The 20,851-nt window shown below is 58.3% G+C and carries 15 protein-coding genes; 3 read left to right on the forward strand and 12 right to left on the reverse strand.

Annotated features, from left to right (window positions below):
* The first annotated feature begins 407 nt into the window (after nucleotides 1-407).
* Entirely contained in the window at nucleotides 408-1,799 is a 1,392-nt protein-coding gene (gabP, locus tag KW838_RS23230) for a GABA permease (RefSeq protein WP_008046522.1), read from the forward strand.
* Between the two features lie 77 nt (nucleotides 1,800-1,876).
* Here gabP and vapC read toward each other — a convergent pair whose 3' ends face one another.
* The 6 genes from vapC to KW838_RS23260 all read right to left on the reverse strand — a co-directional run bounded on the left by vapC (nucleotide 1,877) and on the right by KW838_RS23260 (nucleotide 5,701).
* Entirely contained in the window at nucleotides 1,877-2,284 is a 408-nt protein-coding gene (gene vapC / locus KW838_RS23235; protein ID WP_218503708.1) for a tRNA(fMet)-specific endonuclease VapC, read from the reverse strand.
* The gene (gene vapB / locus KW838_RS23240) at nucleotides 2,284-2,514 is read right to left on the reverse strand and encodes a type II toxin-antitoxin system VapB family antitoxin (protein ID WP_218503709.1); all 231 of its coding nucleotides are present in this window, start codon (nucleotides 2,512-2,514) and stop codon (nucleotides 2,284-2,286) included. Before vapB ends, vapC begins: the two co-directional genes overlap by 1 nt.
* Before the next feature lie 170 nt (nucleotides 2,515-2,684).
* Entirely contained in the window at nucleotides 2,685-3,140 is a 456-nt protein-coding gene (locus tag KW838_RS23245; RefSeq protein ID WP_102700259.1) for a hypothetical protein, read from the reverse strand.
* 6 nt (nucleotides 3,141-3,146) lie between these two features.
* A complete protein-coding gene (locus KW838_RS23250; protein WP_218503710.1) occupies nucleotides 3,147-3,563 on the reverse strand; it encodes a hypothetical protein in 417 nt (138 codons plus the stop codon).
* A 36-nt stretch (nucleotides 3,564-3,599) separates the two neighbouring features.
* Nucleotides 3,600-4,574: an alpha/beta fold hydrolase gene (locus KW838_RS23255; protein ID WP_218503711.1), complete on the reverse strand. Its 975-nt coding sequence runs from the start codon at nucleotides 4,572-4,574 to the stop codon at nucleotides 3,600-3,602.
* 68 nt (nucleotides 4,575-4,642) lie between these two features.
* The gene (locus KW838_RS23260; protein ID WP_218503712.1) at nucleotides 4,643-5,701 is read right to left on the reverse strand and encodes a YhcG family protein; all 1,059 of its coding nucleotides are present in this window, start codon (nucleotides 5,699-5,701) and stop codon (nucleotides 4,643-4,645) included.
* Nucleotides 5,702-5,955: 254 nt separating this feature from the next.
* On the opposite strand from KW838_RS23260, the gene KW838_RS23265 reads away from it, so the two are divergent.
* Entirely contained in the window at nucleotides 5,956-6,405 is a 450-nt protein-coding gene (locus KW838_RS23265) for a hypothetical protein (RefSeq protein WP_102700263.1), read from the forward strand.
* 30 nt (nucleotides 6,406-6,435) lie between these two features.
* Here the strand turns inward: KW838_RS23265 and KW838_RS23270 are convergent, their stop codons facing one another.
* A complete protein-coding gene (locus KW838_RS23270) occupies nucleotides 6,436-7,242 on the reverse strand; it encodes a TSUP family transporter (RefSeq protein ID WP_218503713.1) in 807 nt (268 codons plus the stop codon).
* A gap of 72 nt (nucleotides 7,243-7,314) precedes the next feature.
* On the reverse strand, nucleotides 7,315-8,394 hold the full coding sequence (locus tag KW838_RS23275; protein WP_218503714.1) for a hypothetical protein: 1,080 nt from the start codon (nucleotides 8,392-8,394) through the stop codon (nucleotides 7,315-7,317).
* Between the two features lie 141 nt (nucleotides 8,395-8,535).
* On the opposite strand from KW838_RS23275, the gene KW838_RS29620 reads away from it, so the two are divergent.
* Nucleotides 8,536-8,661 carry a hypothetical protein gene (locus KW838_RS29620; RefSeq protein WP_256358947.1) on the forward strand — a complete coding sequence of 42 codons (126 nt, stop codon included), beginning with the start codon at nucleotides 8,536-8,538 and terminating at the stop codon, nucleotides 8,659-8,661.
* 137 nt (nucleotides 8,662-8,798) lie between these two features.
* Here the strand turns inward: KW838_RS29620 and KW838_RS23280 are convergent, their stop codons facing one another.
* The 4 genes from KW838_RS23280 to KW838_RS29730 all read right to left on the reverse strand — a co-directional run bounded on the left by KW838_RS23280 (nucleotide 8,799) and on the right by KW838_RS29730 (nucleotide 20,843).
* The gene (locus KW838_RS23280; RefSeq protein ID WP_218503715.1) at nucleotides 8,799-11,837 is read right to left on the reverse strand and encodes an S-layer family protein; all 3,039 of its coding nucleotides are present in this window, start codon (nucleotides 11,835-11,837) and stop codon (nucleotides 8,799-8,801) included.
* A gap of 101 nt (nucleotides 11,838-11,938) precedes the next feature.
* On the reverse strand, nucleotides 11,939-15,247 hold the full coding sequence (locus KW838_RS23285; protein ID WP_218503716.1) for a calcium-binding protein: 3,309 nt from the start codon (nucleotides 15,245-15,247) through the stop codon (nucleotides 11,939-11,941).
* 319 nt (nucleotides 15,248-15,566) lie between these two features.
* Nucleotides 15,567-18,620, reverse strand: a complete 3,054-nt coding sequence (locus KW838_RS29625; RefSeq protein ID WP_305730005.1) for a nidogen-like domain-containing protein — start codon at nucleotides 18,618-18,620, stop codon at nucleotides 15,567-15,569.
* A gap of 87 nt (nucleotides 18,621-18,707) precedes the next feature.
* The gene (locus KW838_RS29730) at nucleotides 18,708-20,843 is read right to left on the reverse strand and encodes a calcium-binding protein (protein ID WP_218503717.1); all 2,136 of its coding nucleotides are present in this window, start codon (nucleotides 20,841-20,843) and stop codon (nucleotides 18,708-18,710) included.
* Nucleotides 20,844-20,851 lie beyond the last annotated feature (8 nt).

The raw sequence follows: 20,851 nt of genomic DNA on the forward strand, positions 1-20,851 counted from the left end.
TCAACAACCGAACAGCCGTTTGAACCTTGCCTGTCGATAAAAAGCGCGGTGGCTGTCGCAAAAAAAGGCGCGATGTTGCCAGCTTTGACGGGGTGTTGGAAGCGCTATCCGGCCAAATGCACCCGTTGTGCACTTTTAATGTGCGCCGAGCCATTTTCAGGTGTGTTTCCGGTGCGCGGATTTGCCCCGCAAAGTGGGTCGCAGGGTAACGTTCTGGCGAAGTGCCATTAAATTCAATGGGTTGCGATGACCGTCCGGTCTAAGCGAGATCACCGGACTAGAGGGATTTGAAACATTTTGGCGCAATTATTGCGTGCAGAATCCAGAACGCCCCGTTGGCTTCTTTTTACGAGAAGGATCGCTGAACGGGATGCACGCATTCGCTTTTCCTTACAAAGGTAGTTTCAATGAGCAGTACCCAAAGCTCTAACGGCCTCGAACAGGGGCTCAAACCGCGTCATGTGACCATGCTGTCGATTGCCGGGGTTATCGGCGCCGGCTTGTTCGTCGGCTCGGGTCACGCCATCGCCGCTGCAGGTCCGGCTGTTCTGTTGGCTTACGCCGCCGCCGGCATGTTGGTGGTGCTGGTGATGCGCATGCTCGGCGAAATGGCCGTTGCCTCGCCGGACACCGGTTCGTTTTCGACTTACGCCGACCGCGCGATCGGTCACTGGGCTGGCTTCACCATCGGCTGGTTGTACTGGTGGTTCTGGGTTCTGGTGATCCCGTTGGAAGCCAACGCTGCCGCGACCATCCTGCATGCCTGGTTCCCTGGTGTGGACATCTGGGCCTTCGCCCTGGTCATCACAATGCTGCTGACCGTGACCAACCTGTTCAGCGTGAAGAACTACGGTGAATTCGAGTTCTGGTTCGCCCTGATCAAAGTGTTGGCCATCATCGGTTTCATCATTCTCGGCGTAGCGGCGATCTTCGGCTTCCTGCCGAACAGCCAGGTCAGCGGCGTTTCGCATCTGTTCGACACCCAAGGCTTCCTGCCAAACGGCATGGGCGCGGTACTGGGCGCGATCCTGACCACCATGTTCTCCTTCATGGGCACCGAGATCGTGACCATCGCGGCCGCGGAATCGAAAAACCCTGGCAAGCAAATCTCCAAGGCCACCAACTCGGTGATCTGGCGGATCGGCTTGTTCTACCTCGTGTCGATCTTCATCGTTGTGGCCCTGGTGCCATGGAACGACCCGGTACTGGCAAGCCTGGGCTCCTACCAGACCGTGCTTGAACGCATGGGCATCCCGAACGCCAAGATCATCGTCGACATCGTGGTACTGGTTGCAGTGACCAGCTGCCTGAACTCGGCGCTCTACACCTCGTCGCGTATGCTGTTCTCCCTGGGCAAGCGCGGTGATGCACCTGCCATGTCCACGCGCACCAACAAAAGTGGCACGCCTTACTGGGCGGTGATGTTGTCCACCGGCGCTGCGTTCCTGGCAACATTCGCCAACTACGTGGCCCCGGCTGCCGTGTTCGAATTCCTGCTGGCCAGCTCCGGCGCCATCGCGCTGCTGGTGTACCTGGTGATCGCGATTTCGCAACTGCGCATGCGCAAGCAGCGTATGGCCCGTGGTGAGAAAATCGTCTTCAGCATGTGGCTGTTCCCGGGCCTGACCTACGCGGTGATCGTCTTCATCGTTGCGGCCCTGACCATCATGCTGTTCCAGGATGCCCATCGTGTGGAAATCCTCGCGACCGGCTTGCTTAGCGCCCTGGTAGTGGCGGCCGGCTTGCTGGTGGCTCGCCGTCGCAAACTGGAAAAACGTGGCGCGGTGGTGCTTAACTGATCCATCCTGCGTAACGCAAAACGGCCGCTGTCAGTGATGACGAGCGGCCGTTTTTGTTTCTGTCGATTGCTCTGTGTTCATTCGACATGAACCCAGTCTTCTACACGTAACCCTGGAACGCGCTCGAACTCCCGCAGGTTGTTGGTGACCACGATAAACCCGCGTGAGCGTGCGTGCCCGGCAATCATTTGGTCGTACGGGCCTATGGGGGTGCCGGCCTTTGCCAGTTCGGATCGGATCATTCCGGTGTGCGCTGCTGCTTCGTTGTCGAAGGGCAGGACTTCAAGTCGGGCAGCGAAGCCTTCGATGACCGCCAGGTTTTTTTCGGGGGCTGCTGACTTTTCCGCTCCGTAGATCAGTTCCATCAGCGTTATCGCGCTGATGCACAGTTGGTCGTGATGACGGTTGAATGCCTCCCGTACCGCCTGTGGTTTGTTCTTGATGGTGAAGATGCAGATGTTGGTATCGAGCATGTACTTGATCATCAGAACGACTCACGCTCCTGCTCGGCAGGTTGCTCGCGATCGGTCATGAAGTCTGCAGTGACGCTTTCACCATCGAACCAACTGTCCCAGGTTTCACCCGCGGGCGTGATGATGCGGGCTCTGCCGACGGCGACGACGTCGACCCGTTTCACGTCGCTTGGCATGGCCACGGCTTTTGGCAGGCGAACGGCCTGACTTCGATTGCTCATGAAAAGGGTTGTCTTTTCCATTTGGACCTCCTGCGCCGTTGCTGGTGCTTTGAGTCCAAAGGATAGGTTTTGTGTTGGATATGTCAATGGGATATACGTGGCGCCTGACGGAAGGAAAACGCCCAATTCAGAGCAAAAAAACGGCCGCTGTATGTGATGACGATCGGCCGTTTTTGTTTGTGCCGTAACCCTTACTCGGCTTTTTCTTCCGGCGTTTCCTGCGACTCGCGGTAGGCGTCCAGCGCAGTGCCGAAGTCAGTAATGAACTGTGGCTCGCTCAGCCATGCCTGGGCGGCGTCGCGGTCCATGCCGTCGGCCCACATGCGGTAGTCGATCAGCATGTCGGCGGCCAGGTGGGTGGCGGCCATGCCTTCGTCGTCGGCGTTTTCCATGTCCAGCAGTTCTGGGTGGTCAACGATGATAAAGGCGAGGTTCGTCAGCAGGACCGAGAGCATTTCGCTGCGGCTGACGGCTTCGGCGTCACGCATTTTGCTGAACATTGCCAGGGTGTATTCCGGGATCGGCTCGGCGAGGTGGCCGAGTTCATCATCGTCCAGTGCAGCGGGTTTCCTGCCGTGGATATTGATCTGCTTGGCTTTGGCTTTTGCACGCTTGGCGCGTTTCTGTTGCTTGTTCAGGGAGGCCATGGGAACTCAGTTCGGTTTCTGTTGGGTTTGCGCGGCAATGGCGTCGGACGCCGCCACATAGTCGGCCTGGAAGGCCGGAGATTCGATCCACGCCAGGGCGCCGGCTTCGTCTGTTTCGGCCGACCATTGGCGATATTCGATCAGCGCGGCGAGGATGAAGTCCATCGCGCCTTCTTCGCCTTCCTGCTCGTACACCAGTTCCAGCAACGGGTCTTCGAGGAAGGCCGTGCACATGGCTTGCTGGCTGGTCTTTTCGGCGTCGATCATTTTCTTGAACAGTTCGGTCAGGTCCACCGATTCGAAGTCGATGCGATCGTCGTTCGGGTCCAGCTCGACCGGCGCGGCGGCCCGCTGGGTGCGATTCTGCTTGGCCTTGGCCTTGGCGCGAGAGGCGCGTTTGTGCTGCTTGTTGGCGGAGGCCATGGGCGTCGTTCCGTATTCGTTGAAAGGGCAATTGACTTAGCTTCGCGGCACTCGCCGCCCGGGGGTATCGGGGGCCAGTTCGCCGTTTTGCAGCCAGGCCAATGCAATGGGCCATAGTGTGGCTTGGTATGGGCTGCGAAAAAAGGCGAAATGTCCGACTTCTTCTTCGCCGATGTCTTCAGGGTGGATACGCAGGTGAGCGTTTGTACTGCCGGTGAAGTAGTTGAGCAGGCGCTCGATGGCCGGGACCGTGCCGTAAGGATCATCGCTGATGCTGATGGCCAGGGTTTGTGCGGTGACATCGGCAAAGGGCAGTTGCCCGCTTGTTGTGCCGATCGCGCGGCCGCTGGAGCGTTTTTCGTAACGGGCAGTGGACAGGCTCCAGTCACGGACCACGCCGGCGGGTGTGTCCTCCAGCCATCCGAGGCGCTTGCCCGGAAAGTAGCCGTAGATCACTGTCACCAGTGGCATCAGCACATGCCACTTGGCAAACATCCGCCAGCGATGGGCGGGTGCATAGTCGCGCCAGTAGGCGAATTGCGCACCGACCGTCACCAGGCGCCGGATCAGGCGCCCGGACGCTCCAAGGCCCGCTGCGCAGCCGCCAAAGCTGTGGCCGACCACATCGATAGGCTGCCCGGGGAACTCACGTTGTGCGCGCTTGAGCATCGCCTCGAAATCCAGCGCTCCCCAATCGGTCCATGAAGCCTTCAGGCCTTTGAGCGATGCCGGCCGCGACTCGCCGATGCCGCGGTAGTCATAGGTGATGACATCGAAGCCATGATCGAACAGGTAGTCGGCGAAGCGCGAGTAATGACGACAACGAACCGAGGTGGCGGCGTTGATGATCACGATCGGACGAGCGGCATCCCGAGAAGCGTGTCGCCAGGTGAAGCCACCGAGGACGAAGCCGTCTGCAGCGGTTTCCTTGAATGGTTCGCCGGACGCGGCGCATTGCAATGGCAACTCGATTTGAGTTGGAGCGAGTGAAGGCGTGTCCTGCAAATTCATCGGCGTCGGACCTTTGCGGGTAGCTGCCAACGATAGTCTTGATGGCGTTGATGAACAATCCATTGGCCTCAACGCAGTGATTGATCGAGCAGTCGTTCTTCAAGAGCCGCCCGTTCCCGATCCAGTTCGTTACGGAGTTCCTCTTCACTCGGCAGGACGAGCTTGTACTTGCTGGCGAACAGTTGTTCGTTTCCTTCAAGCACCGAATAACGCACCACGGATTCATCCTTTTGCGCACAGAGAATGATGCCGACAGTGGGGCCGTCTTCCACGCCGCGTTTCAGGTCGTCGTACATGCGCACGTACATGTCCATCTGCCCCACATCCTGATGGGTCAGTTCACCGCGCTTGATATCGAAGATGACGAAGCACTTGAGCAAGTAGTTGTAGAACACCAGGTCGATGTAGAAGTCTTTGCTGTCGGTACTGATGCGTTGCTGGCGGGCTATGTACGCGAAGCCCTTGCCCAGCTCCAGCAAGAAGCCTTGCAGCTGTTCGATCAACGCCTGTTCGATCTCGCTTTCCTGAAGCTTGCCGGCATCGGGTAACCCCAGAAACTCCAGGACCACCGGATCACGGATGAAATCCCGAGGGCTGGCCTTCATGTTTTGAATGTTGGTGGCGGCCTCCTGCTTGACACTGCCGCGATCGCGGCTCGCCAGCAGGCGTTCGTAGTACAGCGTATTGATCTGGCGTTCCAGGGCGCGGCTTGACCAGTTTTGGGTGGCTGATTCGTTCATGTACCAGAGACGGGCACTGTCGTTGTCGACCCGAAGCAGGCGGCGGTAGTGGGTCCAGCTCAATTCGAGACGCAGTGCGTCGCGAATTGGAAAGGCTTGATAGAACAGGTGCATGTACCGAAGGTTGGAAGCGTCAAATCCCTTTCCGAATTCCGCAGTCAGCCCTTTGGCCAGGGTCGGCAATAACTCTTTGCCGTACCTCGTGCGTCGCGCGCCATTCTGTTCGAACTCAACGATGTGTCGACCAATCTGCCAGCAGGTTTGCACCTGAACGGTATCGACCGCCCGAAGCACCTTCTGACGTGCCTGATGGATCGATTTGCCAAGGCTGCCCAGCAGTGAAGCCAGATAGGGATCGTGAGTGTCGTCGGGTGTGAGGGCTGTCATGAGGTTTTCCGCAGCAGATTGGACAGCGAAAGAGAATGACAAGTGAGCACCCTTCGAAGCTGCCGGGAGTGACTGAGAAACAGGCAGGAAATACCCGACTCGTTGGCAGGACGTGTCGGAGGGCAGGCGAGGGCTGAGGAGCAAATGGCGTAGTACGTTTCGTACTCAGGCCAAATCAATCTAAAACCCCGCCCTGCGACTGGAAATCCAAAGAATGTAACGATTGGGTTCTCCAGAACCCGGGAGTCGTCATCATGAAGTACCTCCATTCACTCCTGTTGCCACTCACCGCCGTCGGCGTGCTGATGTTTCCATCGATGTCGCCCGCCGCCAGCCTTGATCCAATCGACAGCACTGGCGTGCAGGTGCAGCGCCAGGAGCAAAACGGCATCGCTTACCTGTCCGGCGGTATCGGCGAGGATGAGTCCAGGGCCATCCAGCAGACCACCGGCTATAACCTGCACATGACGTTCTCTGTCGGGACGGAAAATGAATACATTCCTGACGTGAGCGTGGTCATTCAGAAAGCCCCGGGGCAAACCGTGCTGACACTCAATAACGCCGGTCCGTTGGTTTACGTGAAGCTGCCTGCCGGTAAATACACGGTCATTGCGACGCGCAACGGCGAAACCCGGCAGGACGTTGCCGATGTTGGCAGTGGTGCAGCCCGTAACCTGGTTTTCCACTGGAATGATGCGAGTTGACGAGACGCTCTAGGCCCTGAGTCCTGCGACTCAGGGTTTATCGTTATTAACGCCCGCATACGCTTGGATGAGTGCAACGCGTAAGGGGTTGGTTTCTACGCTCAGCAGCTTGATGGCCAAGGCGCAGCAGACCACGATCAACATGGGTTTGATCAGCCGTGGTCCGACCCGGACGGCGGCCCGTGCACCCAATTGAGCGCCGATGAAGGCCGCCAAAGCCATGGCTATGGCTACCGGCCAGATAATCACACCTTTGGTGATAAAGACCGACAGAGAGCCGAGGTTGCAAGAGGCGTTGGCAAGCTTGGTAAAACTCATGGCCCGCATCATGCCCAAGCCGCAGAGCAGTACAAATCCGACAATAAAGAAAGAGCCCACGCCGGGGCCAAATATACCGTCGTAAAAGCCCAGGATAGGTGCCACGGTAAACGAAAACAGCAGTACACCAATTCTCTTGCGTCGATCTTCATTGGCCAGCTTCGGAGATAGCGCAAAATAGATCGCTACCAGAATCAGCATGATAGGCACGCAAACTTCCAGGTAGTGCTTATCAATAGAGCTGACCAGCAAGGCACCACTAGCGCCACCAATAAATCCGCAAATAACCAGGAAACGGCCTTCGCGCCACTCGATCAATCCTTTGCGAGCAAAGGTCACCGTTGCCGAAACAGTTGCCGAAGCGGCCTGGAACTTGTTCGTTGCAATTGCACTGATCGGATCTACACCTGCCAGAAACAATGCAGGCAAGGTGATCAAACCACCCCCACCGGCAATCGCATCAAAAAAACCGGCGCAAAAAGCGACGAGCGCTAACATGCCAATTACATCCAAGGACATTGCATACTCTCTTTATGGTTATTGGCCAGTCATCACATGACGGGTCGTTCAACGGCCTGATCACATAAGGAATCAGCCCTGCAGCACTAACGGGTCCTCTGAAACAACGATGGGGGTAGAAAATTTTGAAAGTCCGAAAATACGAACCAAGACCCGTCTGTTGTCTTTGATGACATCGCGACAGTGCAGAGCCCGGATGTTATTGATGACCATGGCCGATTCCTGGGTCAGCGTGCATTCGACCGGAGTTGCTTCATCCACACCTTGGCAAAGGGCGGTGTACGCCGTTTTCACAAAGGTCGAGACGTTGTCATTGACCGAAAAACGATACGAATTAAAGCGGGCTGCGAACCCTGTCTTGTCGTCAAACTCCAGAATCGAAACGTTGCGGCCATCTTCCCCTTTGCCGCTGACAAAGGAGTCACTACGAGTGAACTGGAAGTTACCCGTGGTCAGTGCGAGGCAGTTGGTGACGCCAATTTTTTCGAGTATGGGGGGTAGTGGAATGACTCGCGTAGGCTCCAGGCTCGGGTTCCACAAGGCGGAAAGTATGAGCGACGATGGAGAGGGCGAGTGCTCGTCTTTCGCGTTCACGGCGCACCAGTACGGTGCCTCCGTATGTGGGCCAAGCGCGAGGCCGGAATGGGAGCTCAGTTCTTTGATTTCCGGCTCGGCATTGATTTTGATGAGTCCGCCACCTTTGAAGTTGGCCACCAGTCGAACCAGTTTTCCTTCGTTGTCCATGTCATAGGCAAAGGCACTGTTATCCACCAGTTTCAACAGGATCTGATTACGGGCGGCCAGACAAAGTACGTCGTAACGATTTTCCAGGGATGCCAGGTTTGGCAGCTCATTTGGAGGGCTGACATCGGTGATTTTTTGCAGACCTTCAAAAATCAATACCGAAACAAGACCATCGGAATAGGCGCTCAGCAGTTCGCATTGGTTTTTCGAAAACGAGAACTTTAATTCGGTGGCTGCCAGAGACGCTTTGGACTTGGCTCCTGGTGCCTGCGGCCCGCCGATGGCGGCCAGTTCTTTGGCGAATTTGTGAAGCAGTGTTGACTGCTGAATATCAAAGCTGAAAGTTCTGATTTCTTGTTCAGTAAAAAACTCGGCGTTTTCGACGTCTGGTTTGATGGCGTCAGTCATTGTCTACATCTCTGTTGTGTATCTGCTTCCGGTTATGCGGCAGCTCCTCTTTCGATTTTGCTCAATTCCATGTTCAGCGTATGTCATCCGATTCCGTTAAGGCATACGGAGCGTTCCGACAGACCCGAGAGACTGCCAGGAATGACCGATCACAAATACCTGGCGCATCTTGGCCTCAACCCCGGCAAGCGTTACAGGCGCGTGCTGGCATGGCTAAAGGGCGAAAGGGAGCTGGGGGAGTTGATGCTTCGCGCGGCGCTTCGATGATATCTAGAGCGGTGCCTCATCAAATCCCGGACATTAAAAACCCAGAATCCTGCGATTCAGGGTTTTCTTTTCGCAAGGTCAATCCCCAGCCAGGGGAGGCCAGAACACTCTGGAAGAGAACCGGAAAGCGCCAGGGATTAAAGTATGAAATCCGCTGTCGTCACGTTGCTGATGCCAACTATCTGGATGGCGAACTCGGCGGCGCTGTCGGCATCGGTGTTGCCATAAAGCACGCCCGCTGAAGCTTTCAACTGACCGGCCGCACTGAAGGCTGCGGTACTGCCGATGACCGAGTGAAAGGCTTCATTGGTGGCTGTCGCCGTGTCGGCATCCAGCGTCGACAGATCAATCTTGTCGGCGCCCCGGGTGAAGTCGCCGATGATGTCCCAGGTGGCACTGGTCAGCCCCGTTTCAGCGAGGGCATTGAAATCGAAGATGTCGTTGCCGACGCCGCCGGTGAGAACATCCTTGCCCATACCGCCGATCAGGATGTCGTTCCCGCTTCCACCGAGCAATGTGTCATTACCAGCGCCGCCGTTGAGCAAGTTGGCGGCGGTGTTGCCCGTGAGTTTGTCGTTGTAGTTGGAGCCGGTGAGGTTTTCGATGGCGATCAGGGTGTCGGCGCCTGAGCCGCCGGTGGCCTGGGCTGTGGTCGCGGCGAGGCTGGCGGTGACGGCGCTGCCGGCATAGAGGTAGGAGGTCGTGTCGACGCCAGTGCTGCCATTGAGCACGTTGTTGCCGGCCCCGGCATAGAGCGTGTTGTTGAGGCTGTTACCTGTCAGGGCGGCGATCCCGGTGGCGAGGACCCGACCGTATTCGACATTGGCGCCGAGGGTGCAGGCGCTGAGAAAACTGTAGACCGTGTCGCTGCCACCGGTGCTGGTCGTGGCATTGGTTTCGGTAACGACGTCGCCCGTGTTGTCGACGTAGTAGAGGTCGGAACCATCGCCACCCGTCATCCTGTCGGCGCCTGTGGCGCCATTCAAAGTGTCGTTGCCGGTACCACCGCTCAGCAGGTTGGCTGCGGCGTTGCCCGTGAGCTTGTCGTTGTAGTTGGAGCCGGTGAGGTTTTCGATGGCGATCAGGGTATCGACACCTGATCCGCCGGTGGCTTGCGCGGTGGTCAGCCCGAGGTTGGCCGTCACTGCCGCGGTGGCGTAGGCATAGGACACTGTGTCGACGCCGGTGCTGCCATTGAGGACGTTGTTGCCGGTCGCGGCATAGAGGGTGTTATTGAGGCTGTTGCCCGTCAGGGCGGCGACCCCGGTGGCGAGGATGCTACCGTTCTCGACATTGGCGCCAAGCGTGTAGGCGCTGAGGTAGCTGTAGACCGTGTCGCTGCCGCCGGTGCTGGCCGTCGTGTTGGTTTCAATCACGACATCGCCCGCGTTGTCGACGTGGTAGGCATCCGAACCATCACCGCCGGTCATCCGGTCGAGGCCTGTGCCACCATTGAACACGTCATTGCCCGCACCGCCGGCGAGCGTATCGTTACCGGCACCACCGGTCAGCAGGTTGGCGGCGGCGTTACCGGTGAGCGTGTCGTTGTAGTTGGAACCCGTGAGGTTTTCGATGGCGATCAGGGTGTCGGCGCCTGAGCCGATGGTGGCCTGGGCGGTGGTCACGGCCAGGCTGACGGTGACGGCGCTGGTGGCATAGAGGTAGGAGGCCGAGTCGATACCGGTACTGCCATTGAGGACGTTGTTGCCGACCCCGGAATAGAGGGTGTTATTGAGACTGTTGCCCGTCAGGGTGGCAACCCCGGTGTTGAGGATGCGACCTTTCTCGATATTGGCGCCGAGGGTGTAGGCGCTGAGAAAGCTATAAACCGTGTCGCTGCCGCCGGTGCTGGCCGTGGCATTGGTTTCAATCACGACATCGCCGATGTTGTCGACGTAGTAGAGGTCGGAACCATCGCCGCCCGTCATCCTGTCGAGGCCTGCGCCACCATTCAAAACGTCATTGCCCGTGCCGCCCTTGAGCGTATCGTTGCCGGCACCTCCGGACAAAACATCATTTCCGGCGAAGCCCGAGAGGAGATCATTGCCGGCCATTCCTGAAAAGTTATCCGCACCTCCCTGACCAATCAGCACGTCGTTACCTGCGCCGCCGGTCAGGGTGTCCCCGCTTGAGGCGCCGAGAACGGCTATGCGATGCCCGATTGGTGCAGTGAAGGATGCAGCGGTGTCTTTGCTTTGGACGACGAAGGTCAGGTCGCTGTGCTCGAGAATAATGCGTGCTTTCCCGATGGCTTCGCCGACGCTACCGACCTTGTCACCCAGGTTTGTGATCAGAGTGGTTTGCAGGTCTTTCAATAAGGTAGAGGTTCTGTTGGTGACCTGGTTGTCATCCCAGCTGCCGTTCCCGCCAACGGCATCCATGCCTTGGTTCAGATTGACAAGTGTGTCCGTGACCCAACTTTTCATCAGGTCCTTTAGCGAAGTGGAATTCTGGACTTGCGTGTGGAGCTGGCTCAGGGCGTTAAAGACGCCTGTAGGGATATTGGGTTTGATGATCTTATCGACAATGATATTGGCCATTTCGCTGGTGGCGCCGTCCAGCAGCGCTGATAGACCGACACCGGTATAAAATTTTATATCCTCGATGGGGATGTTCGCCAAGTCACCGGGTAGAAAGTCTGTAACTTTCCACTCTTTGGTTACGCTGTCGAAACTGTATGCAGGGGACTCGAAATTAACGTCGGAGTCCAGGCTGCCGAGTGGTTGTTGCCACTGAAGATCGTCAGGCACATGAAATTGCGGGTTACTGGCGTTGGTTATCGAATTGGTCTGGATCAATTGCACCAGCGCGTCATAAACGCTGATGGCCGGACTGAACTGGCTTAACAGGGCAATACCTTCGTCAACCGCTTCAGCGGGGATGGTGCCCATGGCAAGGATGCTGGCGAGCTCCGCAGGGTCCAGATTGGCCAGAAGGTCGCCGATGGTCAGGCTGCTCAAGGCGTCTTTGAACTGCGCCAGTGCCTCCAGCGCACCGTGGGGACTGGTGTATTCGACCAGAACACCAAGCAAGGCGTCGTTCTGGCTGGCTGTGCCCACATAGCTCGCACTGCTTCCGAGGCCGAATGACTCGTACAGCTGAGCCCGGGTATCGATGGGCGGAAGGGTCAGACCGATACCGGTATAGAACTCGTACAGGGTAGTGGGCGTTGCCATGGGTCAAAGCTCCGTGTGAGGGTTGCCTGGACTTGTTCTTTGAACCTCTTCACCAGGTGGTCAAGTCGAGGGGCATGCCTCTGCGATGCCCCCTCCTTTGGTCAGACGATGAAGTCCGAGGTCGTCAGAGTGCTGATACCGGTGATCTGGATGGCGAACTCAGCGGCGCTGTCCGCATCGGTGTTGCCGTAGAGCACGCCCCCTGCAAATTTCAATTGCCCGGCCGCACTGAAGGCAGCGGTACTGCCGATGACCGTATGAAAGGCTTCATTGGTGGCTGTCGCCGTGTTGGCATCGAGCGTCAACAGATCAATCTTGTCGGCGCCCCGGGTGAAGTCGCTGATGATGTCCCAGGTGGCGCTGGTCAGCCCCGTTTCAGTGAGGGCATTGAAATCGAAGATGTCGTTGCCGGCGCCGCCGGTGAGGACATCCTTGCCCATCCCGCCGATCAGGATGTCGCTCCCGCCCCCACCGTTGAGCGTGTTGGCGGCGGCGTTGCCCGTGAGCCTGTCGTTGTAGTTGGAGCCGGTGAGGTTTTCGATGGCGACCAGGGTGTCGGCGCCTGAGCCACCGGTGGCCTGGGCCGTGGTCACGGCCAGGCTGGCGTTGACGGCGCTGTCGGCATAGACGTAGGAGGCCGTGTCGACGCCGGTGCTGCCGTTGAGCACGTTGTTGCCGGCCCCGGCATAGAGGGTGTTGTTGAGACTGTTGCCCGTCAGGCTGGCGACTCCGGTGGCGAGGAGGCGACCACTCTCGACATTGGCGCCGAGGGTGTAGGCGCTGAGCGAGCTGAAGACCGTGTCACTGCCGCCAATGCTGGCCGTCGCATTGGTTTCAATGACGACGTCACCGGTGTTGTCGACGTAGTAGATGTCAGCCCCATCACCGCCCGTCATCCGGTCGAGGCCTGCGCCGCCATCCAAAACGTCATTGCCGGCCCCACCGTCGAGCGTATCGTTGCCGACGCCACCGTTGAGCGTGTTGGCGGCGGCGTTGCCCGTGAGCTTGTCGTTGTAGTTCGAGCCGGTGAGGTTCTCGAAATTCAACAGGGTGTCTGTGCCAGAACCACCGGTGGCTTGCGCGGTGGTCAGCCCCAGGTTGACCGTGACTGCAGCAGTGGCAAAGGCATAGGACAAGGTATCGGTCCCGATGCCGCCATCGAGGGCGTTGTTGCCGGCCCCGGCATAGAGGGTGTTGTTGAGGCTGTTGCCCGTCAGGGCGGCGACCCCGGTGGCGAGAATGCTACCGTTCTCGACATTGGCGCCGAGGGTGTAGGCACTGAGGTAGCTGTAGACCGTGTCGCTGCCGCCGGTGCTGGCCGTCGCATTGGTTTCAATCACGACATCGCCCGTGTTGTCGACGTGGTAGGCGTCAGAGCCATCGCCGCCCGTCATCCGGTCAAGGCCTGTGCCACCATCGAAAACGTCATTGCCCGCACCACCGACTAACGTATCGTTACCGGCGCCACCGCTCAGCAGGTTGGCGGCGGCGTTACCCGTGAGCGTGTCGTTGTAATTGGAACCCGTGAGGTTTTCGATGGCGATCAAGGTGTCGGCGCCTGAGCCGCCGGTAGCCTGGGCGGTGGTTACGGCCAGGCTGACAGCGACGGCGCTGGTGGCATAGAGGTAGGAGGCACTGTCGATGCCGGTGCTGCCATCGAGGACGTTGTTGCCGACCCCGGCGTAGAGGGTGTTGTTGAGGCTGTTGCCCGTAAGGTTGGCGGCCCCGGTGGAGAGGAGGCGACCCTTCTCGACATTGGTGCCGAGGGTGTAGGCGCTGAGAAAACTGTAGACCGTGTCGCTGCCGCCGGTGCTGACCGTGGCATTGGTTTCGGTAACGACATCGCCAATATTGTCTACGTAGTAGGTGTCGTCGCCGAGCCCGCCGACCAGGGTGTCCGCACCCGCCCCGCCGTTAAGGAAATTGGCCGCATTATCGCCGGTCAGAACATCGCCGAACCTGCTGCCGACGATGTTCTCGATACTGAACAGATGGTCGGCAAAGTCGGAGATGGCTTCTGTCACGGAGAAAATGAAATCCCCGCTGCTAGTGACCAGAACGTTTGCCTGGCTGTCGAGCACAGCAATGGCACCTGTTGCATACCCAAGGCCACTGGTCAGGTTCACAACCACACCGGATTGGGCGTTGGCATAACTGACGCTATCGCGGCCAGTGCCGCCGTCGAGGGTTTCGCCTTGGTAGTACCAGGCATCGAAGCCGCCAATCGGATTGCCAAACTCATCGAACGTATGCCCGGCACTCGACCAGGTCATCGCCGCCGAATACCCCCCTTCGGCCATCAAGGTATCGTCGCCGCCTTCTCCCAGGACAAGATCGAAGCCGACATTGCCGTCCAGAGTATTGGCTTGCGCGTTACCCGTCAGAGTGTCGTTGAACTGACTTCCGATCACCGACTCGATGCTTTCCAGAGTGTCCACGCTGGAACCGCCTGTGACTTGTGGTCCGCTGATGCCCAGATCGATGGTGACAGCGCCCCCATAGTGGTATGAAGCGGTATCGACGCCCGCGCCACCGTCGAGAATATTTACGCCGCTACCTGCGTAAAGCACGTTATTGAGAGCGTTGCCGGCCAGATTGGAGCTCCCGGTCGAGAGAATGCGGCCATTCTCGATATTCGCGCCGAGCGTGTAGTTGGCGAGGGAACTGACGACCAGGTCGACGCCTCCCGTACTGGTTTCGCTGACCACATCGCCGAGATTGTCGACGTAATAGGTGTCCGCCCCATCGCCGCCCTGCATCAAGTCGGCACCCGTACCTCCATCCAGAATATCGTCGCCACCGTAGCCCGCCAGGGTATTGGCGCCGCTGTTACCGGTGAGTAGATTATTCAGGTTGTTACCAAAGCCACTGATATTTTCGCTGCCTGTCAATTCCAGGTTTTCCAGGGTGCTGCCCAGGGTATAGCTATCCAGGCTGGACTTGACCAGATCGGTACCGCCACTGTCCTGCACTATTTGATCTACGTAGTAGTTGTAGAAAAAGCTTTCACCGATGCTCTGTTCGGAGGCTACTCCCCCCACGGATTCAAAGGAAAACCACTGGGTGACAAAGCTGCCGTTAGCGGTGTAGTAGCTGCCTTGGCCCCAATACAGTGCGGATGACTCGGAAAAGTAGATAGCGTCGATTTGCAGCTGATCGGTTCCAGGCCAGTGGTTGAACATGGCGTAGGTTGGGCTCGTGAAGCCGGAAATCCCGGAGACAGTGGTAAAGTCAGACTTCAGCTCGGGGATCTTGTCGAGAATGTAAGTGTCATTCCCGCTGCCGCCGTCCAGCGTGTCCAGGCCTGCACCGCCGTTGAGAATGTCATCTCCCGCCAGGCCAGTAATGCTGTCGGGCTCACCTGTCCCCAATAGATCATCGTTGCTTGTTGTGCCTGTTATCACGGCCATGTCTGATTTCCTTGATTCAGTGCGGCGAGTGGAAGCCACGCAGCCGCGTCAATTTGTTGTCAACGATGACTGGCGGGGTGAAAACGCCGGGCATCCTATTAGCAACCTTCAACTTCTTGGCCGCACAGGTAATGGCATTCATTGTAAGTAGCCATTTGCCATTGCGCTTGCCCAGTCGTCGCCTCGCACGGGAGGTGTGCCGGGTTTCAGAGAGGGAGGCAGAAATGGGCCAGATAGCTTTGGTCGGACCCTGCAGCCGCGAGAAAAACAAAAGGCTGCCAGAGGCAGCCTTTTGTCATGTCAGTACGATCACCCTCTATCAGGCAATCAAGTCGGCAGTTTGCAAGTTGCTCACACCCAGCAACTGAATTTCGAACTCCGCGGCGGTGTCGGCGTCGGTGCTGCCATAAAGAATGCCGCCGGCGAACCGTACTTGCCCCGTGGCATTGCTGCTGAACGCGCTGGAACCGATGAAACTGAACGCATCGTTGGCCGCCGTCGCCAGGTTGGCGTCCAGGGTCGACAGGTCGATCTTGTCGCCTTCGCTGGTCTTGAAGTCGCCAATGACATCGCGCAGGGTGGCGCCCAGGCCCATTTCACTCAAGACATTGAAGTCGAACTTGTCGGCCCCGGTGCCACCATAAAGCTTGTCCAGGCCCGCTCCGCCGATCAACAGGTCGTTGCCGGCTCCACCGGTGAGCGTGTCGTTGCCGGCACCGCCAGTGAGGGTGTTGGCAAGCGCGTTACCGGTCAGCTTGTCGTGAAAGTTGCTGCCCGTGAGGTTTTCGAAGTTCAACAGGGTGTCTGAACCGGAACCGCCGGTGGCTTGCGCAGTGGTCAGCCCCAGGTTGGCCGTGACCGCCGCCGTGGCGTAGGCATAGGACAGGGTATCGATGCCGGCGCCACCATTGAGGACGTTGTTGCCGGCTCCGGCGTCGATGACGTTGTTGAGGCTGTTACCGGTACCGTTGGCAACGCCGGTCGACAGCAGGCGCAGGTTCTCGACGTTGTCACCCAGGGTGTAGGCGCCGAGGAAGCTATAGACGCTATCGGTGCCGCCGGTGCTGACCGTGGCATTGGTTTCACTGACGATATCGCCGGCGTTGTCGACGTAGTAGAGGTCGGCGCCATCGCCGCCGATCAGGCGGTCGGCACCGGCGGCGCCGTTGAGTTGGTCGCTGCCCAGGCCGCCGCTGAGTGTGTTGGCAAGCGCGTTACCGGTCAGCTTGTCGTGATAGTTGCTGCCCGTGAGGTTTTCGAAGTTCAACAGGGTGTCTGAACCGGAACCGCCGGTGGCTTGCGCAGTGGTCAGCCCCAGGTTGGCCGTGACCGCCGCCGTGGCGTAGGCATAGGACAGGGTATCGATGCCGGCGCCACCATTGAGGACGTTGTTGCCGGCTCCGGCGTCGATGACGTTGTTGAGGCTGTTACCGGTACCGTTGGCAACGCCGGTCGACAGCAGGCGCAGGTTCTCGACATTGTCAGTCAGGGTGTAGGCACTGATGAGGCTATAAACGGTATCGATGCCACCGGTGCTGGCGACAGCATTGGTTTCACTGACGATATCGCCGGCGTTGTCGACGTAGTAGAGGTCGGCGCCATCGCCGCCGATCATGCGGTCGGCACCGGCGGCGCCGTTGAGTTGGTCGCTGCCCAGGCCGCCGCTGAGTGTGTTGGCAAGCGCGTTACCGGTCAGCTTGTCGTGATAGTTGCTGCCCGTGAGGTTTTCGAAGTTCAACAGGGTGTCTGAACCGGAACCACCGGTGGCTTGCGCAGTGGTCAGCGCCAGGTTGGCCGTGACCGCCGCCGTGGCATAGGCATAGGACGCGGTATCGATACCGGCGCCACCATCGAGGATGTTGTTGCCGGCCCCGGCGTCAATGACGTTGTTGAGGCTATTACCGGTGCCGTTGGCAGCGCCGGTCGACAGCAGGCGCAGGTTCTCGACATTGTTACCCAGGGTGTAGGCACCGAGGTAGCTATAAACGGAATCAGTACCACCGGTGCTGGCGACAGCATTGGTCTCGCTGACGATGTCGCCGATATTGTCGACGTAGTAGACGTCAGAACCATCGCCGCCAGTCATCAGGTCGGCGCCACTGCCGCCATCGAGGGTGTCGTTGCCGCCACCGCCATTGAGGGTGTCGTTGTCTGCGCCGCCGTAAAGGATATTGGCCAAGGCATTGCCGGTTAGTGTGTCGGAATCATCGGTACCGATGACGCCCTCGATAGACACGAAAGTATCGTAGCCTTGGGACGTATATTGCGAGCCGGTGTTGGACAGGTCGACGCTGACGCCATAGTTGGAATAGGCATACGAAACAAAGTCGGTGCCCGCCGCGCCATTGAATACATTGTTAAATGAGTTGCCGACAAAGGTGTTGTTCAGTGCGTTACCTGTGCCGTTGATACTGCTGTTGCCAGTCAGAATCAGGTTCTCCAGGTTGTCACCGAGCGTATAGCTGATTTCTGACTGAACAACGTCGATACCCTGGTTGGCCAGTTCAACAAGCGTATCGAGCGCATCCACGATATAGGTGTCGTCTCCCAGGCCGCCCAAGAGCCTGTCGCTACCCGCTGCGCCGTAGAGTACGTCATTTCCGGCATAACCATTGATGACGTCATTGCCCGCTGAGCCATAGAGCGAGTCATTCCCGGCAGTGCCTTGCATGTTGTCATTGCCGGATGTGCCGCTGACGATACTGAATTTGTAATAACCGGCTACCCCTGTGTTTCCTGGAGTGGTTTCCAGTCCGAGAATGGCGGATTCATTTCCCGATTGCGGCAGTTCATACCAGGAGGAGCCGTCACCCGTCGAGTAACCGGCACGGGCAACGGTTCCTCCCAGGCCATCGGTGCCGCCACTGGCGCTACCGGTGGTCCAGTTGACGGTTTCATATCTGAAGATGACATCGAAGTTGCCGTTGCCCTTTCCAACAAGCTGGAGTTGGAAGGCATTGAGCTTATCTACCTTGCTGTTGTAGTAACCGACGTCATCCCAGGTAACGGTCAGCGTGCCATTGCCTGCGGAATTGAAGTCGTAATAGACCAGGTTGCTGCCCGTCGATGTGCCGCCCGGCGTGGCACTGACCGTTCCACCACGGGTATCGACGTCGGCAAAAAAGGGAGCAATCATCGGCCTGCTGGAGTCTTGCATGCCGTAGGGGGTATAGGTGGAAAGACCGCCGCCAAATGTGATGTTTCCGTTGTTGTTGACGGAAATATCGGTGTAGTTGGTACCGAAGAAATTGAGTCCGGCAGCCCCGAAAACAGTGCTGATATCAATGTAGGAGGTGTAGCTGTCATCGTTTCGAGTCAGTTGGTTCTCTCCGAAACCCGCTGCACCACCAAGACCGTTTATCAAGCTAGCCATATCAACACCCCTGTCGTTTATTCAAAACTTTCTTGTCGGTTTTTTTCGGGACAACCATGAAACATCAGATATGCAACGTCCGGCCGATCAGGCAATCAGGTCGGTAACTTTCAGTGTGTTCACCCCCAGCAACTGGATTTCGAACTCGGCGGCGGTGTCGGCGTCGGTGCTGCCGTAGAGAATGCCGCCGGCGAACCGTACCTGCCCTGCGGCATTGCTGCTGAACGCGCTGGAACCGATGAAGCTGAACGCCTCGTTGGCTGCCGTCGTCAGGTTGGCGTCCAGAGTCGACAGGTCGATCTTGTCGCCTTCGCTGGTCTTGAAGTCGCCAATGACATCGCGCAGGGCGGCACCCAGGCCCATTTCACTCAGGGCATTGAAGTCGAACTTGTCGGCTCCGGTGCCACCATAAAGCTTGTCCAGGCCCGTGCCGCCGATCAGCAGGTCGTTGCCGGCTCCACCGGTGAGGGTGTTGGCAAGCGCATTGCCGGTGAGCTTGTCGTGATAGGCGCTGCCCGTGAGGTTTTCGAAGTTCAACAGGGTGTCTGAACCGGAACCACCGGTGGCTTGCGCAGTGGTCAGCCCCAGGTTGGCCGTGACCGCCGCCGTAGCGTAGGCATAGGACGCGGTATCGATGCCGGCGCCACCATTGAGGACGTTGTTGCCGGCTCCGGCATCGATGACGTTGTTGAGGCTGTTACCGGTGCCGTTGGCGGCACCGGTCGACAGCAGGCGCAGGTTCTCGACGTTGTCACCCAGGGTGTAGGCGCCGAGGAAGCTATAGACGCTATCGGTGCCGCCGGTGCTGGCCGTGGCATTGGTTTCGCTGACGATATCGCCGGCATTGTCGACATAGTAGAGGTCGGAACCGTCACCGCCGATCAGGCGGTCGGCACCGGCTGCGCCATTGAGCGAGTCATTGCCTGCTCCGCCGTTCAGATGGTCGTTGGCACGGCCACCTGTAAGCGTGTCATTGCCCGCGCCGCCGTCGATGATCACGCTGCCGGCGCTGGTCCAGGTCAGGGTGTTGGCCAAGGCATCGCCTGTCAGACTGGAAACCTTGTTGCCGTTCGCGTCAAAGCGCTGGGTATAAACGTCAACTTGCCCATTCACCACGGAGGACTCCCAGGCAACCACATAGCCGCCATCGGCCAATGTCGTCACCTGGGAGAACATTTGATTGCCGGTGGTCGTGGTATTGATGCGGGTTTCGGTACCCACCTTGACGCCACTGGCATTGAAGAGTTGGCAGAAGATGCCACTTGCATCACCGATACCTTGGCCTGCCCAGGTCAGCAGATAACCGCCATTCATCATGGCGGTGACGTTAGGTTCTTCCTGATTGCCTGTAGTGGTGGTGTTCACCCGGGTTTCTGCGCCCACTTTTACGCCAGCGGCATTGAAAAGCTGCGCGTAGATGTCGGCAGGGGCATCGGTCTCGTCGTCGCCATCACCATCGTCGGGAGCCGATTGCCAGGTGACGACGTAGTTACCGCTACTCAGAACCTTCACAACAGGGTCCGTCTGATCGTCGGCAACCCTGGTATTGATGCGAATTTCTCCGCCGGATTTACTGCCGTCGGCCTTGAACCGCTGACCGAAGATGCCGGCTGTATCGCCTATTCCGTTACCCTCCCAAACCACCATCATGCCGCCATCGGCAAGGCCGGTGACGGTGGGGCCATCCTGGTCGTTCAGAGTGGTGGTAGAGACGCGCGTTTCCACACCGACCTTCGCCCCGTTGGCGTTATAGCGCTGCAGATAACCGCCCCAGCCACTGCCGTCCTGACCGTACGAAGCCCAAGACACCACAAAACCGCCGTCTTTGAGCGCGGTGATCTCCGCGCTGTCCTGCATGCCGTTTCTGGTTGTGTTGACGATGAACTCACTTCCAACCTTGACGCCATTGGCGTTGTAGACCTGGGCGGCGATGTCCGACATATCGTCGAAGCTATCCGATTGCCAGGCGACCACGTAGCCGCCGTTGGCCAATGCGGTAATGGTGGGATCTTCCGCTTCCCTGTTGGTAACGGTGTTGACGAGGGCTGGCCCGCCAACCTTCACGCCACTGGCGTTGTAGCGCTGGGTATAGATGTAATCGGTAAAGTCTGTTCCCTGATCGCTCCACGCCACGATGTAACCACCATCTTTCAGGGCTGTGAGGGAGGGCTCGGAGTTTTTGCCAGTCGTAGGGTTGACGCGGATTTCGCCCAGGGTTGGCATTGCAAATT

This window comes from Pseudomonas sp. PDM27 (genome assembly GCF_019219205.1).
GTDB lineage: Bacteria > Pseudomonadota > Gammaproteobacteria > Pseudomonadales > Pseudomonadaceae > Aquipseudomonas > Aquipseudomonas laurylsulfatiphila.

Bases quoted from the DNA above. Each gene is read 5' to 3' on its own strand.
- gabP (WP_008046522.1), top strand. From the start codon at position 408: ATGAGCAGTACCCAAAGCTCTAACGGCCTCGAACAGGGGCTCAAACCG.
- vapC (WP_218503708.1), bottom strand. From the start codon at position 2,284: ATGATCAAGTACATGCTCGATACCAACATCTGCATCTTCACCATCAAG.
- vapB (WP_218503709.1), bottom strand. From the start codon at position 2,514: ATGGAAAAGACAACCCTTTTCATGAGCAATCGAAGTCAGGCCGTTCGC.
- KW838_RS23245 (WP_102700259.1), bottom strand. From the start codon at position 3,140: ATGGCCTCCCTGAACAAGCAACAGAAACGCGCCAAGCGTGCAAAAGCC.
- KW838_RS23250 (WP_218503710.1), bottom strand. From the start codon at position 3,563: ATGGCCTCCGCCAACAAGCAGCACAAACGCGCCTCTCGCGCCAAGGCC.
- KW838_RS23255 (WP_218503711.1), bottom strand. From the start codon at position 4,574: ATGAATTTGCAGGACACGCCTTCACTCGCTCCAACTCAAATCGAGTTG.
- KW838_RS23260 (WP_218503712.1), bottom strand. From the start codon at position 5,701: ATGACAGCCCTCACACCCGACGACACTCACGATCCCTATCTGGCTTCA.
- KW838_RS23265 (WP_102700263.1), top strand. From the start codon at position 5,956: ATGAAGTACCTCCATTCACTCCTGTTGCCACTCACCGCCGTCGGCGTG.
- KW838_RS23270 (WP_218503713.1), bottom strand. From the start codon at position 7,242: ATGTCCTTGGATGTAATTGGCATGTTAGCGCTCGTCGCTTTTTGCGCC.
- KW838_RS23275 (WP_218503714.1), bottom strand. From the start codon at position 8,394: ATGACTGACGCCATCAAACCAGACGTCGAAAACGCCGAGTTTTTTACT.
- KW838_RS29620 (WP_256358947.1), top strand. From the start codon at position 8,536: ATGACCGATCACAAATACCTGGCGCATCTTGGCCTCAACCCCGGCAAG.
- KW838_RS23280 (WP_218503715.1), bottom strand. From the start codon at position 11,837: ATGGCAACGCCCACTACCCTGTACGAGTTCTATACCGGTATCGGTCTG.
- KW838_RS23285 (WP_218503716.1), bottom strand. From the start codon at position 15,247: ATGGCCGTGATAACAGGCACAACAAGCAACGATGATCTATTGGGGACA.
- KW838_RS29625 (WP_305730005.1), bottom strand. From the start codon at position 18,620: ATGGCTAGCTTGATAAACGGTCTTGGTGGTGCAGCGGGTTTCGGAGAG.
- KW838_RS29730 (WP_218503717.1), bottom strand. From the start codon at position 20,843: ATGCCAACCCTGGGCGAAATCCGCGTCAACCCTACGACTGGCAAAAAC.